Consider the following 15,970-nt stretch of genomic DNA (forward strand, 5'->3'; position numbering starts at 1 on the left):
CTAGGGCACGCCGCTTCCGCCGGTCGGGGGCGGACCCCGCGCGCTATTGCCCTCGCCCGTCGCCGTCTCTCCCGACACCGCGAGGTCGCGCCGCAGCGGCTTGAGCGCCAGCGTGCCGAGCCGGATACGCGGGCTTCCCTTGCCCGGCGACGCACCGATCGCAAAGGCGCCATCGATGCGCAGCGCCTGCGCCGATGCCTTGGCGATGCGCACCGTGTAGCGCCCGTAAGCGACGCTTTCGAAAAGGAAATATCCATCGAACTCGGTCAACGTCGTCGCGCGCACGCGCCCCTCGGCATCGACAAGTTCGAGGGTCAGTCCCTCGATCGGATTGCCGCCATCGCGGGTCGCGGTGCCTTCGATTTCGCCAGCGGCGGTCATCGGCAGCATCACTTTGGTCGCGACACCCGGACGCGGGGTGACGACGACGCCGGGCAGCGCCGGCTGGACATAGGGGTCGGGCAGGCTGCCGGCGTCGATTCCGATCATCACCGGGCGGAAGGGTTCGAGCCCGTCGATCATCGCCGCGCCCCGCTTGTCGGTCGCGGCGTCGATGAAAGCATGGCCGGCCGTCAGCGGCACCCCGGGCAACGCCGCCTCGCCCGGCTGGCGCACGCCGTCGCCATTCTCGTCCATCCACACCTCGGCCATCACCTGGCCGCGGCTTGCGAGCTTTTCGCTCGACACCCGCCAGCCCCTACCCTGCGGCTTCGGCCCGAAGCTGAAGGCGAGCGACAACGACGCGGCGACCGAGCCGTCGCTCGCCACTTCACCGAAGCCGGTCAACTGCAACTTGTTGAAACGGCGCGTATAACCTAAGCCGGCCCGCGCCCGGTCGAGCCCCTTGTCATAGCCGAGCTCGGCGCGCCATTCGCCGTCGCCTCCCCCAGACTGACCAGCGCCCGCCCATTCGGCGATCACCGTCGCGCGCGAATCGGCAGCGGCGCCCGACAGCGCAAAGCGCGCCTCACCACGGAGACGCACGCGCCCGATGCGGGCGTTAGCCAACAGGGTTGCACTCAGATTGTCGGGCGGATCGGGACCGATCGGCACCTTGGTGCGCGCCCAGTCGAGCTGGCCGGTGAAAGTCAGCGCACGAAAACTCGCCGAGGCGCGCGCCGACGCCTCGAGACTCTGTACCCCCGAGGTCCGATCGACCTGGCGCAGATCGAGATGCAGCGGCAACACCGTGCGCCCGAGCTTGACCGACTGATCGACCGAAACCTGATAAAGGCCGTTGATATTGTTGATAAAACGGTCCGACACGAAACCGCCGAAGCCGCGCAGCGCGTCGGCGCGCACATAGGTTTCGCCGAACGCCGCCAGCCAGCTCGCGCGCAGCGCGCCGCTGTTGTCATCGGCATAGGCCCCCGACACTTCGAGCAACGTCGGGCCGATCGAACGCCGCAGCGCGACTTCGCCATAGTTGCGCCGGACATTCTCGATCATCAGGCTGTGCGCATAACCCGCGATCGAGGTGCGCGTGTCGAGCCCGCGCTCGAGCCCGATCGTCCCGCGCCAGCCGCGGCGAAAGGTCTGGCGCCGGTCGCCGAACGAAATCAGATCGGCATTCTCCTGCGCGAAGCCCGCCCAATAATAGGTCTGCTGCGGCGGGATCGAATCGATCCCGACCTGCAACTGCTTGATCTCGCGCCGGATCTGGCCCTGCGGCCCATAGAGCACGATCTCGAAGCGGTTCGAGCCATATTGCAGCGGCACGTCGAGAAATTCGTAGCGGCCGTCGCCATTGGGGCTCGTGAAGGCGAGCAATTGCCCGTTGCGATAGAGTTCGGCATCCCAGCCGGCGGGCAGGTCGCCACGAAAATCGGTCTTGTCGAACGCGTCGGGGCGCTCGATCGGCCGGTTGGTGAGCACCGCGCCGCGCCCCGGCGCCGATCCCGCAACGATCCCGGTGGAAAGCAGGCTGACATCGCCCGCCGCATAATGCGTCGCCCGCAACGGCCCGAGCAATTTGCCCTGCGGATCGGTGCGATAGAGCCGCATCCGCAAACTGTCGGGCACCCCCTCATTATCCGACGACAATCGCGCATCGAAGCTCTGCCCGAGGACCTCGCCAGCCGCGAAAACCTCATAGCGCGCCTGGACATAGGATCCGCCGCGCTTGTCGTTGACGAAGCCCGCCGAGGCGACGACATCGACCGAGGGTGTCGCCCACGCCTGATAGGGCCGGGTCGCCTGCGGCAGGCTCGCGAGGTCGAAACTTTGTTGCGGACCCAGCCCCGCCCCGCGCGCGCGGCGTTCGGCGGCGAGCTGGAAGGGCAATTTCTCCTTCGAATCGATGCGCAGCACCGCGTTCGACAGGTCGGGGACCAGAGGCAGCTCGAACCAGGTCGCCAGGCTCTTCACATCGACGCACCAGCCCGCCGCCGTATCGCGGATCGCCGCCGCACCGATGCTGTAGCTGCGGCTGCCGAGCCTTACCTCGCCCGCGTCGCGGTCGATCGTCAGGCTGCGGCGCTCGTCGAACACCCATCCGGTTGCGCGGCGCAACTTCTTGTCGACGCGGATCGGCAGGTCGAGCGCGAGTACCATGTCGGCAAGGTCGACACACACCCCGCCCGGGGTCTGATAGCCGCGAACCCCGTCGCCGAGCCGATACTGCCCCGACCGCAGGTCGAACAGCCAGCTGTCGTCCTCATTGGGTTTCCAGCCATCGGAAACGTCCGCTTTTTCAGCGGCATGAGCGCCGGCGGGGACGAGCCCCACCAGCGCCAGCCCGGCCATGAGGACCGGGAAAATATGGTTCAGGGCGGCGCGAAACATCGCTGCGCCCGCCGGCGATCTCAGCCCGCCTTCATTTCACCACCCGATCGACCGCGTCGATCGTGCCGCCGCCGACCTCGCGATCCTCGCTATAGCGAATGCGCACCGGGCCCCTGAGTTTGGCCGCCAGCTCGGTCGGCACGCGCAACTGCACCTGGCGCTGGCCGACCTCGGGATAGACCGCAATGCCGCGCGCGAGCAGCAAAGGCTCGGCGACCCCCGGCCGCGTGACTTCGACGTCGCCATATACCGACCGATTGCCGGTGCGCGCCAGGTCGAAGGCGAAGGCGGGGCCGTCGACGGTGTCGACCACGCGCGCCTCGCCGATGCTCGCCTCGGCGCCGAGGTCGCCGACGCGCACGATCACCGGGATCGTGATGCCGTAAATCGGGGTCAGCGCGATCGACACGCCGCTGCTGGCGGGCTTCGCCGGATCGGCCGGCGCTGCGGCGTCGGGCACCGCGCGGAACAGCATATGCGCGCGATATTCGCCCGGCGGCGTGCCCTCGGGCACGCGCACCCCGACGCGGATCACCTGCGGCTGGTTCGGCGGCAGGGTGACGCGGCGGGGCGAGAAGCTGATCATCTCGAGCGCCGCTTTCTCGGCGGCATTGGCGTCGGCCTCGGCGATCTCGTCGAGCCCGCCGAGCGCGGTCATCCGCTTGATCTCGAGGCTGATGCGATAGGTCGCGGGTTCGGCGCCGATATTGTTCAGCACCACCTCGGTGCCGCGCGAGCCGTCGAGGACGACGCGCGTCGGCGCCACCAGCAGGTCGCCCGCCGCCTGGACGGGCGCAGCCGCCGCGCCGAGCACAACAGCCGAAAACAGGCCGAAGCCCTTCAAAAATCGCAACATGAAATGGTCCCCACCATTTAGGAAACCGGTCGGCCCACACCGCCCGGCAGTCCCCTCCCTGTTGCGCCAACATGGTTGATATTTCGCTAACCATGGCGTTTCGCACGGGCTGCCGCGCAGCGCGGCGCCGGAAAAAATCAGCAAAAAGGGCCGCCGGAGGCTGGTACCCCGACGACCCTTTTGCGGCCGGCGGACGCGAACGCCCGCCGTACCCCCCCACCGATAGACTGTTACTGGTAGTTGGCGGTGACGTTGAACGTCCCCGAATAGTCGCCCGCCGTCTGGTTGGCGCCGACGCTCAGCGTGCCGCCGACCTGGAAGCTGCCGCCCGTCGCGCTCAGCGTGACGTTGCTCGCCGAATAGGTAAGCGACGACGTCATCGTACCGCCGAGCGACCCGTTGAGCGTCACCGACGAATCGCCACCGACGAGCACCACCGCACCCGAGGTGCCAGCGATGTTGAAGTTCGCGGCAGTCGTAGTGCCGGTGCAGGTCAGCCCCGTGCCGCAGGTCGCGGCGCCGGCGGTCGAAACGACGACGGTCGAAGCGGTCGCGCCGCTGATGACCGTGGCGTACTGCAGGTCGCTGGTGTTGGTGAGCGTGATCTGGCGGAGGATCTTCGCCTTCGCCGTACCGGTGGCCGATGCCGCCTGTGCCGCCGAAGCGTTCATGGCGAGAGCGGCAATAGCGGCACCCATAAGGGCGCGCTTCAGTGCAATGTTGCGCATAAGTTTTTGGTCCCTTGGTCAATCGGAAGCGATTGGAAATCCCACCCCATCGCTGTCGCCCTTCTACCGACGACCGGTTCAGGCTTTGCCCAACAACCATGGTAAACGAGGCATTAGGAATTGGCCCGCATTTCTCATGGAAATCGAGATAAAACATCATCTTAGGACCAGAATGCGGACAGGCTGAGGACCGCTCCAACCTCTTTAACGGCCCGATGCGGCACAGATTAAGCGGCGGCGGAAGAAAGATTCGCGCCGACCACGGGGCCCCGAATCAGATCGATTCGCCGCTCAGCCGCTGGCAGATCATGTCGAGCTGGTCGAGCGAGGCGAATTTCAGCGTCAGCGCGCCCTTGCCGCCGCCGGCATAGTGAATCGCGACACCGATCCCCAGCAGTTCGGACAAATGCCGCTCGACCGCGACGATATCGGGGTCGCGGTTGCCGTCGATGCTCTTATATTCGAGCGGCGCCTTGCGCCCGCCGCCCTTTTCGGCGCGGACCAGCGCCTCGACCGCACGCACCGACAGCCCGTCCTTGACGATCTTGCGCGCGATCGCCTCGGCGCCCTCGGCCCCGATCAGCGCGCGCGCATGCCCCATCGCAAGACTGCCGCCGCCGACAAGATCCTGCACCGCCTGCGGCAGGTCGAGCAGGCGCATCAGATTCGCGACATGACTGCGCGACTTGCCGACCAGCCTGGCCAGCGCCTCCTGGCCATGGCCGAAATCGTCGATCAGCTTGCGGTACGCGCTCGCCTCTTCGATCGCGCTCAAATCCTGGCGCTGGATATTCTCGACCAGCGCGATTTCATAGGTCGCCGCATCGTCGAGTTCGCGCACCAGCGCCGGGATATGGTGCAGCCCCGCGCGCTGCGCCGCACGCCAGCGCCGTTCGCCCGCGACGAGCTGGAAACCCTGCCCGTCGGGGGCATGGCGCACGATGATCGGCTGGAGCAGCCCGCGCGCGCCGATCGAATCGGCGAGTTCGGCGATCGCATGTTCGTCGAAATGGCGGCGCGGCTGGCCGGGCAGCGGGCGGATCGCCCCGACCGAGACATGCTGCACCGAATCGCCGCTCGCGGGCGCCGGCGACGCCCCGCCCGGCGACGCGAGCACAGGCGCCTCGACCGCGGCATCGCCGAACAGCGCGTTCAGTCCGCGCCCCAGCCCGGACGGTCTTTTCTTCGCCGGAATCGCACCAGGTGCGCCGGTTTCATCTTGTTTATCAGCCATTTATGCCGCCTTGCGCACATTGGGAAGCCGGTCGATCAACTCGCGCGCCAGCGCGATATAGGCTGCCGACCCGGCGCAGCGATGGTCATAGATCAGCGCCGGCAGCCCGTGGCTCGGCGCCTCGGACAGCCGCACGTTGCGCGGGATCACCGTCTCGAACACCACCGGGCCGAGCACCTCGCGGACATCGTCCGAGACCTGATCGGTCAGCCGGTTGCGGCGATCGAACATGGTGAGCGCGACCCCCAGGATCGACAGATTCTGGTTGAACTTGCCGCGCACGCGCTCGACCGTGGTGAGCAGCTGGCTCAGCCCTTCGAGCGCGAAAAATTCGCATTGCAACGGCACGATCAGCGATTCGGCGGCGATCAGCGCGTTGAGCGTCAACATGCCCAGCGATGGCGGGCAATCGATCAGGCAGATATCCCACTGCCCCGCCTGCGCGTCGGTCATCGCCTGCTGCAGCTTGTGCAGCCGGTCCTTATATTCGATCAGCTCGATCTCGGCGCCCGACAGGTCGACCGTCGCGGTGACGATGTCGAGCCGCGGCACCGCCGTCGGGATCGCGCATTCGGCGAGCGTCGCTTCGCCGCGCAACAGGTCATAGCTCGACAGCGTGCGCTGCGCCTGCCCGATACCCAGCCCGGTCGAGGCATTGCCCTGCGGATCGAGGTCGATGATCAGCGTGCGCCAGCCGGTCGCCGCGAGCGCGGTCGCCAGGTTGATCGCGGTCGTCGTCTTGCCGACCCCGCCCTTCTGGTTCGCCACCGCGATACGGATCATGCTTTTCCTCGCTTTTTGGGCGTGATCGCCCCCCGGCCCACCAAAATCTGGCTTGTCGCGTCGGTGCGGCTCTGTTCCACGTGAAACATTCTCTGCCATGTCGGCGGCAGCAACGCCAGTTCCTTAACCGCGTTTCGCCCTTTTGGCAGCAGCCAGCGCGTCGATTCGGTGGAAAAACGCGCGGATAAGTCGATCAGCCGGTCGAGCGGCGCAAAGGCGCGCGCACTGATCGTCCCCGCCGGCCGCGTCGCCACCCTCTCGAGCGGCGCCTCGGCGACCTCGACATGCCCCAACCCGAGTTCGCCGGCCACATCGCGCAAGAACTCGCAGCGGCGCTTCCGCGATTCGACGAGCAGCATCGGCCGCCCGGACAGGATCGCCACCACCAGCCCCGGTAACCCCGGCCCGCTCCCCAGATCGACCCAAAGCCCGTCGCCGTCGGTATCGAGCGCCAGCAATTGCGCGCTATCGGCGATATGCCGCACCCAAAGCGTCGGGATCGTCGAAACCGCAATCAGATTCTGCCGCTCATTCTCGGCCACCAGCATCGCCGCAAACCGCTCAAGCCGCGCCCATTGCTCAACCGTCGGCGCAAACGCCTGTGTCAGCCAGTCGCGCGCTGCTTCTTCATCATTCAATATGGGGGTGTCCGCCACGTCGCTCTTTCACCTACCCCGCGAAGCGGGCTCTGTCCTTCTTTGCGCCTTTGCGCCTTTGCGTGAGATTTTGAAAGCCTCACACAAAGGCGCAAAGGCACAAAGAAGAAGGTCGACCATAAAGGCAGGAATTTCTCACACAAAGACACCAAGAAGGCGGCGATTTCCGCGCCGGTCGTGTCAAACCGAAAGCCCACCCTCTCGTCACCCCGGACTTGATCCGGGGTCCCGCTCGACGAAGTCGGAGTAAACGTTTCGTACAGGCCACCATGACGCCCCAACAGGTACTTCGGATGTCTGAGCGTTTCCCGTTGTGGACATCGAAGGATGCTGCATAATGCGTAGCTCGCCATCCCCGTTGGATATCGAGCAAGAAACAGCGAACCGTGGAAAGGAATGTTGCCATACCGATGATAAGGCGACAGCACTTTGAAACCAGAATGACAGAGATTTTCGGCAAGCTGTGCGAAAATTTTGTGGCGGTATCGAACCAAGAATCTGCGATCTACAGTCTGTTTTACATGACGATCTCCGGCGTCTCGCACAGATTTTTTTTGGATGCAGGAGCGCTGTTCTGGTCGTCCGGTATGGAACCCGACGAAGATGACGATCTACTGGAAGGCGATGTCTATGTCGATTTCGCTAAGCAATACGATCTCGCAGGATCACGCATTGAGAGTATTGATTTCGCCAATGATCTCCTGAGGATGAGGTTTGCAAATGGCGTGCGGTTGAATTTCGCATGCGGCGTGGATGAATGTGGAGGCCGATTGATCGACTCCCCGTAAGCTTCTGACCAAAGCGGCTGGACCGTATTGCCAAGCTTCAAGCCGCGCGCCGTTTGCTATGCACCAGGATCGCGGTCAGCGCCGCCGGGGTGACCCCGTCGATCCGCCCCGCCTGCCCCAAAGTCTCGGGCTGCGCCCGGGTCAGCCGTTCCACCATCTCGCGCGATAGCCCGCCGATCGCGGCATAATTCATCGCCGGGTCGAGCAAGATCGCCTCATTCGCCGCGAGCGAGCGCAACTCAGCCTCCTGCCGCGCGATGTACGGCGCATAATGCGCGTCCTCAGCCAACTCAGCGAGCAGCCTTTCGTCGACCGCGGCAAGTTCGGGCGCGAGCAGCGCCAGCTTCGCTATCGTCACCTCGGGAAAGCGCAGCAGGTCGATCCGCCGCCGCGCCGCGCCGTCGCCCGGCAGCGCCAGCCCGATCGCCGCATAGTCCGTCGTCGTCACAAGCGCGTCGAGCAACGCCGCCGCGCGCGCCCGCTCGGCCATCCGCGCGTCGAACAACGCCGCCGTCGCCGGCCGCACCAACCCGAGCGCGATGCCCTTGGGCGTCAGCCGCGTCGCGGCATTGTCGGCGCGCAGCCGCAGCCGATATTCGGCGCGCGCGGTGAGCATCCGATAGGGCTCGGTCACCCCCTGCAGCACCAGGTCATCGACCATCACCCCGATATAGGACTCGCTCCGTTCGAGGATCAGCGGCTCACGCCCCTGCACCGTCAGCGCCGCATTCGCCCCCGCCACCAGCCCCTGCGCCGCTGCCTCCTCATAGCCGGTGGTACCGTTGATCTGCCCGGCACAATAAAGCCCGCCGATCGCGCGCACCTGCAAGGTCCGGTCGAGCGCGCGCGGGTCGATATGGTCATATTCGACCGCATAGCCGGGCACGACCATCTCGACGGTCTCGAGTCCCTCCATCGTGCGCAGCATGGCAAGCTGCACATCGGCGGGAAGCGAGGTCGAAATGCCGTTCGGATAGACGAGCACCGAATCGAGCCCCTCGGGCTCCAAAAACACCTGATGTCCGTCGCGGTCGGCGAAGCGGTGGATCTTGTCCTCGATCGACGGGCAATAACGCGGCCCCGCCGCCCCGATCGCCCCGGTGAACAAGGGCGAGCGGTCGAGATTCGCCGCGATGATCGCGTGCGATTCGGCATTGGTGCGCGTGATCGCGCAGAATATCTGCGGCACCGTCCGCGCATTGTTCCACGTGGAACAGGTCCAGCTTGCACCCTCGACGCTGTCCGATGGCTGCTCGGCGAGCCGCGCCCAGTCGATCGTCCGCCCGTCGAGTCGCGGCGGCGTCCCGGTCTTGAGCCGCGCCATCGGCAGGTCGGCCCCGCGCAACTGCTCGGCGAGCCGGTGCGCCCCCGCCTCGCCGATCCGTCCGCCCTCCATCCGCTCCTCGCCGCGGAACAGCCGCCCGCCGAGGAAGGTGCCCGTCGCGAGCACCACCGCCCCCGCCGTCAGCTTGCTCCCGTCGCCGAGTTCGAGCCCCGCGACCGACGCGCCATCCTCGGACAGGATCAGCGCCGCCGCCTCGCCCTCGACAACAGTGATGCCCTCTTCGGCGGCGAGCAGATCCTGGATCGCCTGCCGGTATAATTTCCGGTCCGCCTGGATTCGCGGCCCCTGCACCGCCGCGCCTTTTGACGCGTTGAGCATCCGGTAATGGATCGCCGCGCTATCGGCCGCACGCGCCATCCATCCGTCGAGCGCATCGACCTCGCGCATCAGATGCCCCTTGCCGAGCCCCCCGATCGCCGGGTTGCACGACATCGTCCCGATCAGCGCCGGATCAAAACTGACGAGCGCGACCGACGCACCGAGCCGCGCCGCAGCGGCGGCGGCCTCGGTCCCGGCATGTCCGCCGCCGACGACGATGACATCAAAAGTTGCGCTGCTGTGCATGATTGTCGCGGCGCATAGCCGATTACCGCCGCCAAATCCATCGCGCGTAGCGCCTCAAAAAATCTCACACAAAGGCACAAAGGCACGACGAAGCTCCCCACTCCTTCTTTGCGCCTTTGCGTGAGATAATGCGATCATGCCCGGCCCGGTGAGTTCAGGCGCAGGGGTGGTGGCAAAACATAATCCCGCACAAAGCCACGAAGCCACAAAGAGGGTTCATGACCGTGGTCATCTTTGTGGCTTGGTGGCTTTGTGCGAATAAATTTGGAGGCTACGCTGCCCGAGCGTGTTCCACGTGGAACATCATTTGCCGATGCAAAAACGCCCGAACAACGTATCGAGCATTTCCTCGACCCCCGCCCTTCCGGTGATCCGGTCGAGCGCGCCGCCCGCGAGCCGCAGCCGTTCGGCGAGCAAAATCAGGTCGCCTGCCTCGCGCGACCCCGCCTCGATTACCAGCCACTCCTTCGCCTCCGCGAGCGCGTCGCGCTGGCGCCGGCGCAGCGCCGCCTCGCCCTCGCGCGGCAACAAAGTGCGCGCCATCTCGACGATCATGCGGTGGAGCCTGTCCATGCCCTCGCCCGTCTCCGCCGACAGCATCAGGTCGCAGCGCGCCGCATCGGCTTCGGCGGCGGCATCGCCCTTCCAGCGGTCGGCCTGCGCCGCCACCAGGATCGCACGCGGATGATCGGGCGCCTCTTTCGGCGGCCCCAGCCACAGCAGGATATCCGCCGCCTCGACCGCCGCCTTTGCGCGGTCGATCCCGATCATCTCGATCGCATCGGCACTTTCGGCGCGCAATCCTGCCGTGTCCGAAAAGCGCATCGCGATCCCGTCGAGCGCCAGCGCGGTCTCGATCACATCGCGCGTCGTCCCCGCGACCGGCGACACGATCGCCAGCTCGCGCTTGGCTAATGCATTGATAAGGGTCGATTTCCCGGCGTTAGGCGGCCCGGCGATGACCACCGACAGCCCCTCGGCAATCACCTCCGCCCCCGGCCGCGCCAGCCATCCGCCCATCTCGCCCGCCAGCGCCGCCATCCCCTCACGCAGACGCTGCGCGACACTTTCGCCAACTTCGACATCATCCTCATCGGCAAAATTCAGCTCGGCCTCCGCCCCCGCCATCAGCATCAGCAACCGCGCCTGCCAGGCCTCGACCGCGCGCGACACATGCCCGCTCGCCATGCCGAGCGCCTGCACGCGCTGGCTCTCGGTTTCGGCCGCGAGCAGGTCGGCGAGTCCCTCGGCCTCGGCCAGGTCGATGCGTCCATTCTCGAAAGCCCGCCGCGTGAACTCCCCGGCTTCGGCCCGCCGAAGTCCCGGAAGCGCCGCCAGCGCCGCCTCGACCGCCGCGACCACCGCCCGTCCGCCGTGCAGATGCAGCTCGGCGAGGTCTTCGCCGGTCGCCGTCGCCGGGCCCGGAAACCATAGCACCAACGCCCGATCGAGCGCCGTCCCGTCGGCGGCTTTCAGCGCGGCCAGCACGGCGCGTCGGGCTTCGGGCAACCGACCGGTCAGGCTCCGCAGCGCCGCCCCCGCCTGCCTCCCGCTCACACGCACGACGGCGATCGCCGCCGGCGGCATCCCGCTCGACAGCGCAAAGATCGTGTCGCTGCTTTTGTCTTGGTTCAGCTCTTGCGCCCCCGCGCCGGCTTGTCGTCGCCGTCGTTCGCCTTGGCCGCGCCGCTCATCAGCCCGCCGCCGAACTGGCTCATCAACGACTGGATCAGTCCCAGCCCGCCCTCGCCCATCGGCACCCAACTCTTGACCATCGCCTGCACCATGTCGGGCGTAATTCCTTTCGCCATCAGCTCCTTGACGCGGCTGAGGTAAATTTCATGCAGCGGCTCCAGATCGGGCAACCCGACCAACCGCCGCGCTTCTTCGGGGGTGCAATCGATCTCGATATTGAATTTCATCGCCTGTCTCCGCCCCGCCAAAAACCGTTACAAAAAACCCTTGAGCGCGCTTGAGCCGCGCCGCTGCGCCAGCTAGCTTCGCGCTTTAACCGCCAATAAGCAAGAGTCAGGAGAGACCCTCATGTCCGCGACCAACACGACCATCCCGGCGCTCGACGGCGAGGGCGATATTCCCGCCTATGTCGCCCGGCCCGACGCCGACAGCTCGCACGCGATCATCGTCATTCCGGAAATTTTCGGGGTGAATGCGGGCATCCGCAAGAAATGCGACGACTGGGCCGCCGAAGGCTATCTGGCGATCGCCCCCGACATCTTCTGGCGCTTCGCCCCCGGGGTCGAGCTCAACCCCGATATCGAGGCGGAGCTGCAGGAAGCCTTCGGCTATTTCGGCCAATATGACGCTGATAACGGGGTCAAGGATATCGAGGCCGCGATCCGCTGGCTCCACGCCCAGGGCGCGACCAAGGTCGGCTGCGTCGGCTTCTGTCTCGGCGGGCGGCTCGCCTATATGGCGGCGGCGCGCACCGACGTGAACGCCTCGGTCGGCTATTATGGCGTGATGATCGACCAGATGCTGCACGAAAGCCATGCGATCGCGCATCCCCTGATGCTCCATATCCCGACCGAGGACCATCTCGTCGACCATGACGCGCAGAAACGCATCCACGAAGGGCTCGACCCGCATCCCAAGGTGACGATCCACGATTATCAGGGCCTCGACCATGGCTTCGCCGCGACGATGGGCAATCGCCGCAACGAAGCCGGCGCGCAGCTCGCCGACGGCCGCACCAAGGCCTTTTTCGCCGAGCATCTGGCATGAGCGCGCCCAAGACGGCATTGGCCGGCGTCGCCGCCTGGCATGCCTATATGGAAGGCGGCGGCGATCCACAGGCCTTGCGCGCGATGCTCGCCGAGAATGCGGTGTTCCATTCGCCGGTCGTCCACACGCCGCAGGAGGGACGCGACAAGGTCTTCGCATATCTCCATGCCGCCAGCCACGCGCTCGGCAGCGATGATTTCCGCTATCTGCGCGAGATCGTCGACGGCGATCAGGCGATGCTCGAATTCGCCACCACGCTCGACGATATCCAGATCAACGGCGTCGACATCATTCGCTGGAACGAGGACGGAAAGATCATCGATTTCAAGGTGATGGTGCGGCCCTTGAAGGCGATCAACAAGGTGTGGGAGAAAATGGCCGCGATGCTCGCCGCGCAGGCGGGCTGACGTCATGGTGCGGGTTCCGCGCTGGATCGCGATCCCCATCCTGCTCGCGCTGATCGCAGCCGCCGCGTGGTGGGGTCCGGCGCGCTGGACGCTGATCCTCTGGGCCCCGCTGCTCGGAATCGCGCTCTACGACGCGGTCCAGCGCCGCCATTCGCTGCGCCGGAATTATCCGCTGATCGCGCGGATGCGCTGGCTGTTCGAGGCGCTGCGTCCCTTCCTCTACGCCTATATCGTCGAAAGCCCGCTCGACGGACGGCCCTTTGCGCGAACCGAACGTGACCTGGTCTATGCGCGCGCCAAGGGCGACCTCGACGCGCACCCCTTCGGCACCGAGCTCGACGTCTATTCGGACGAATATGAATGGATGAGCCACAGCATGGCGCCGACGGTCCATGGCGATCGCGGCGCGCGCGTCCATGTCGGCACCGCGCAATGTTCGAAACCCTATCAAGGCGCGCTGCTCAACATCTCCGCGATGAGTTTCGGTTCGCTCAGCGCCAATGCGATCGAGGCGCTGAACCTGGGCGCCAAAATGGGCGACTTTTACCATGACACCGGCGAGGGCGGGTTCAGCCCGTATCACCGCAAGCATGGCGGCGACATCGTGTGGGAACTGGGCAGCGGCTATTTCGGCTGCCGCGACGACACCGGCCGCTTCGATCCCGCACGCTTCGCCGATGTCGCACAGGCCGAACAGGTCCGGATGATCGAGATCAAGCTGAGTCAGGGCGCCAAGCCCGGCCATGGCGGCGTCCTCCCCGGGCCGAAGGTCAGCGCCGAGATCGCGGCAACGCGCGGCGTGCCCGAGGGCCAGGACTGTATCTCGCCCGCCGCGCATTCCGCCTTTTCGACTCCGGTCGAGATGCTCGGCTGGGCGGCGAAATTGCGTGAATTGTCCGGCGGAAAACCGGTCGGGATCAAATTATGTGTCGGCCAGCCGCACGAAATCTATGCCGTCATGAAGGCGATGATCGAAACCGGCATCCGGCTGGACTATATCGTGATCGACGGCGCCGAGGGCGGCACCGGCGCAGCGCCGGTCGAATTTTCCAACCGCGTCGGCATGCCGCTGCGCGAGGGGCTGATCTTTGTGCGCAACGCGCTGGTCGGCTGCGGGCTCAAGGAAGAGGTGCGGCTCGCCGCTTCGGGAAAGGTCCATTCGGGCGCCGGGCTCGCGATTAATGCCGCGCTCGGCGCCGACTGGTCGAACGCTGCGCGCGCCTTCATGTTCTCGCTCGGCTGCGTCCAGTCGCTGCAATGCCACACCGACCGCTGCCCGACCGGCGTCGCAACGCAGGATCCCGGACGCCAGCGCGGACTGGTGGTCGAAGACAAAGCCGAACGCGTGCGCCGGTTCCAGGCCGCCACAGTCAACGCGCTCTGGGACATCACCTGCGCGATGGGGCTCGAAACCCCCTGGCAGATCAGGCCGCACCATCTGCACGAACGGCTCAATTCGGCGCGGTCGGACTCGATCGACCGCATCTATAAATTCTACGAGCGCGGCGTGCTGCTCGACGACCCGGCTTCGGTCGCGAGCGCACGCTATTGGGCGATGGCGCGCGCCGACAGCTTTCGCGCGGCGCTTTAGATCAGGCTGAGTCCGGCGAGCTCCCGATAGAGTTCGGGCGGCAGATCGCCGATCCCGTCCCCTTCATCAGCACCCTTGGGCGCGTCGGCTTCAGCCAGATAGCGCCATCCCTGATGCGCCCGCTTGGGCTGCGGATGGATGCGTTCCAGATCCGCGATGCAGACGATATCGATCCGCCCGTCCTCGCGCGCGTCGAAGCGCAAGATTTCGACCCGCCCGACGAGCATATGCTTGACGATGAAGTGCAATTTTCCGCCGATCAGCTCGTCGGCACGCTTTGGCTTGAACCGCGTCGTGAAACGCACCTCGCCGCCCTCGCCGCGCGACGCGATCCGCGACGCGAGCGAGGGATAGTCGGGGCAGCCGACAGCCACGCGAGTCATATGAAGCTGGGACACGATTGTCACATGGGTAGCGGACAACAAAAAAGCCAGCCCCTAGCGGAGCCGGCTCTTTCGTAACCAGCCGAAAAGGATCAGCCGAACAGCGTGCCGATCCCGACGCTCGGATCGATCCAGCCTTCGTAGATCATCTTGACCGCGACATAGAGGATCACGGCGAGGCCGATATAGGCGATCCAGCGATAGCGCTCGATATATTTGGCGATGATGTTCGCCGCGACACCCATCAGCGCGACCGCGACGATCAGGCCGACGATCATAATGCCGGGATGCTCGCGCGCCGCACCGGCGACCGCAAGCACATTGTCGAGGCTCATGCTGACATCGGCGATCGCGACCGCCCAGGCGGCGGCGGCAAAGCTCTTGGCGGGCTTCAGACCCGAATGCTCGTCGCCTTCGACTTCGGGCGACCCGGCCGAATGCGCGCCTTCGCGCAGTTCGCGCCACATTTTCCACGCCACCCAGATCAGCAGCAGGCCGCCGACGAAGATCAGGCCGACGATGCCCATCAGCTGCTGGACGACGAGCGCGAAGGCGACGCGCAGGACCAGCGCCGCGAGCACGCCGATGACGATCACCTTGCGCCGCTGGTCGGCGGGAAGCCCGGCGGCGAGCGCGCCGACGACGATCGCATTGTCACCCGCCAGCACGATGTCGATCATCAGCACCTGCAGGAACGCCGACATCGCGGCGGGCGAACCGATGTTGCTGAAGTCGTTGACGATATGCTGCCAGATTTCGGCCGGCGAACCGAAACTCGGCGCCGCCGCGGCGGCCTGGGTCAAAATATCGAATATCACAGCATATCCCCGAAATAGCTGACCTCTGGCATAGGGTCATAAAAGCGATGCAACAACGCCCGCCACTGTTGATAGCGGTCGGACTGGCGGAAACCGTCGCGATGATCCTCGACCGACCGCCATTCCACCAGGAGCAGATAAGGCTGTCCGATGCTCGTCGGCCGGCGAATCTGGAGCGAGATAAACCCGGGCGATGCCGCAATCAGCGGCCGCGCTTCGGCGACGGCCGCCTCGAACGCCGCTTCGCTGCCCGCACGCACGGGAAGCAAGGCATGTTCGAGGACGGCCATC

At 66.0% G+C, this 15,970-nt stretch carries 16 protein-coding genes; 4 read left to right on the forward strand and 12 right to left on the reverse strand.

The annotated features are described in order from the left end of the window. The 6 genes from ACREB7_RS04480 to rsmG all read right to left on the reverse strand — a co-directional run bounded on the left by ACREB7_RS04480 (position 1) and on the right by rsmG (position 7,041). Positions 1-2,784, reverse strand: a complete 2,784-nt coding sequence (locus ACREB7_RS04480; RefSeq protein ID WP_431591095.1) for a carboxypeptidase regulatory-like domain-containing protein — start codon at positions 2,782-2,784, stop codon at positions 1-3. Between the two features lie 31 nt (positions 2,785-2,815). Continuing rightward, positions 2,816-3,640, reverse strand: a complete 825-nt coding sequence (locus tag ACREB7_RS04485) for a fimbrial biogenesis chaperone (RefSeq protein ID WP_431591096.1) — start codon at positions 3,638-3,640, stop codon at positions 2,816-2,818. 230 nt (positions 3,641-3,870) lie between these two features. Continuing rightward, positions 3,871-4,338, reverse strand: coding sequence for a DUF4402 domain-containing protein (locus ACREB7_RS04490; RefSeq protein WP_431591097.1), 468 nt, complete (start codon positions 4,336-4,338; stop codon positions 3,871-3,873). 304 nt (positions 4,339-4,642) lie between these two features. Beyond that, the gene (locus ACREB7_RS04495) at positions 4,643-5,602 is read right to left on the reverse strand and encodes a ParB/RepB/Spo0J family partition protein (protein ID WP_431591098.1); all 960 of its coding nucleotides are present in this window, start codon (positions 5,600-5,602) and stop codon (positions 4,643-4,645) included. After that, positions 5,603-6,385 carry a ParA family protein gene (locus ACREB7_RS04500; RefSeq protein ID WP_431591099.1) on the reverse strand — a complete coding sequence of 261 codons (783 nt, stop codon included), beginning with the start codon at positions 6,383-6,385 and terminating at the stop codon, positions 5,603-5,605. Continuing rightward, positions 6,382-7,041: a 16S rRNA (guanine(527)-N(7))-methyltransferase RsmG gene (gene rsmG, locus ACREB7_RS04505; protein ID WP_431591100.1), complete on the reverse strand. Its 660-nt coding sequence runs from the start codon at positions 7,039-7,041 to the stop codon at positions 6,382-6,384. The genes ACREB7_RS04500 and rsmG overlap by 4 nt, the downstream gene beginning before the upstream one ends. A gap of 440 nt (positions 7,042-7,481) precedes the next feature. On the opposite strand from rsmG, the gene ACREB7_RS04510 reads away from it, so the two are divergent. Beyond that, complete coding sequence (locus tag ACREB7_RS04510) at positions 7,482-7,829, forward strand: hypothetical protein (protein ID WP_431591101.1); 348 nt, start codon at positions 7,482-7,484, stop codon at positions 7,827-7,829. 37 nt (positions 7,830-7,866) lie between these two features. On the opposite strand, the gene mnmG is transcribed toward ACREB7_RS04510, so the two are convergent. From mnmG to ACREB7_RS04525, 3 genes are all read right to left on the reverse strand, one after another. Next, on the reverse strand, positions 7,867-9,738 hold the full coding sequence (gene mnmG, locus ACREB7_RS04515; RefSeq protein WP_431591102.1) for a tRNA uridine-5-carboxymethylaminomethyl(34) synthesis enzyme MnmG: 1,872 nt from the start codon (positions 9,736-9,738) through the stop codon (positions 7,867-7,869). A gap of 303 nt (positions 9,739-10,041) precedes the next feature. Then, positions 10,042-11,346 carry a tRNA uridine-5-carboxymethylaminomethyl(34) synthesis GTPase MnmE gene (gene mnmE / locus ACREB7_RS04520; RefSeq protein WP_431591136.1) on the reverse strand — a complete coding sequence of 435 codons (1,305 nt, stop codon included), beginning with the start codon at positions 11,344-11,346 and terminating at the stop codon, positions 10,042-10,044. Between the two features lie 23 nt (positions 11,347-11,369). Further along, a complete protein-coding gene (locus ACREB7_RS04525) occupies positions 11,370-11,660 on the reverse strand; it encodes a DUF6489 family protein (RefSeq protein ID WP_431591103.1) in 291 nt (96 codons plus the stop codon). Positions 11,661-11,781: 121 nt separating this feature from the next. Here ACREB7_RS04525 and ACREB7_RS04530 point away from each other — a divergent pair, with 121 nt between their 5' ends. The 3 genes from ACREB7_RS04530 to ACREB7_RS04540 are packed head-to-tail and all read left to right on the forward strand — an operon-like array spanning position 11,782 to position 14,478. Continuing rightward, positions 11,782-12,480, forward strand: a complete 699-nt coding sequence (locus ACREB7_RS04530) for a dienelactone hydrolase family protein (RefSeq protein WP_431591104.1) — start codon at positions 11,782-11,784, stop codon at positions 12,478-12,480. Next, positions 12,477-12,887, forward strand: coding sequence for a nuclear transport factor 2 family protein (locus ACREB7_RS04535; RefSeq protein WP_431591105.1), 411 nt, complete (start codon positions 12,477-12,479; stop codon positions 12,885-12,887). The genes ACREB7_RS04530 and ACREB7_RS04535 overlap by 4 nt, the downstream gene beginning before the upstream one ends. Before the next feature lie 4 nt (positions 12,888-12,891). Beyond that, positions 12,892-14,478, forward strand: coding sequence for an FMN-binding glutamate synthase family protein (locus tag ACREB7_RS04540; RefSeq protein ID WP_431591106.1), 1,587 nt, complete (start codon positions 12,892-12,894; stop codon positions 14,476-14,478). On the opposite strand, the gene ACREB7_RS04545 is transcribed toward ACREB7_RS04540, so the two are convergent. The 3 genes from ACREB7_RS04545 to ACREB7_RS04555 form a co-directional block, all read right to left on the reverse strand. Next, positions 14,475-14,861 (reverse strand): DUF1489 family protein, encoded by a 387-nt coding sequence (locus ACREB7_RS04545; RefSeq protein WP_431591107.1) that lies wholly within the window; start codon positions 14,859-14,861, stop codon positions 14,475-14,477. The genes ACREB7_RS04540 and ACREB7_RS04545 overlap by 4 nt on opposite strands. 92 nt (positions 14,862-14,953) lie before the next feature. Continuing rightward, positions 14,954-15,676 (reverse strand): TerC family protein, encoded by a 723-nt coding sequence (locus ACREB7_RS04550; RefSeq protein WP_431591137.1) that lies wholly within the window; start codon positions 15,674-15,676, stop codon positions 14,954-14,956. Next, positions 15,676-15,969, reverse strand: coding sequence for an antibiotic biosynthesis monooxygenase family protein (locus ACREB7_RS04555; protein ID WP_431591108.1), 294 nt, complete (start codon positions 15,967-15,969; stop codon positions 15,676-15,678). Before ACREB7_RS04555 ends, ACREB7_RS04550 begins: the two co-directional genes overlap by 1 nt. Position 15,970 lies beyond the last annotated feature (1 nt).

The organism is Sphingopyxis sp. (assembly GCF_050725615.1).
In the GTDB taxonomy this organism is placed as follows: Bacteria; Pseudomonadota; Alphaproteobacteria; order Sphingomonadales; family Sphingomonadaceae; genus Sphingopyxis.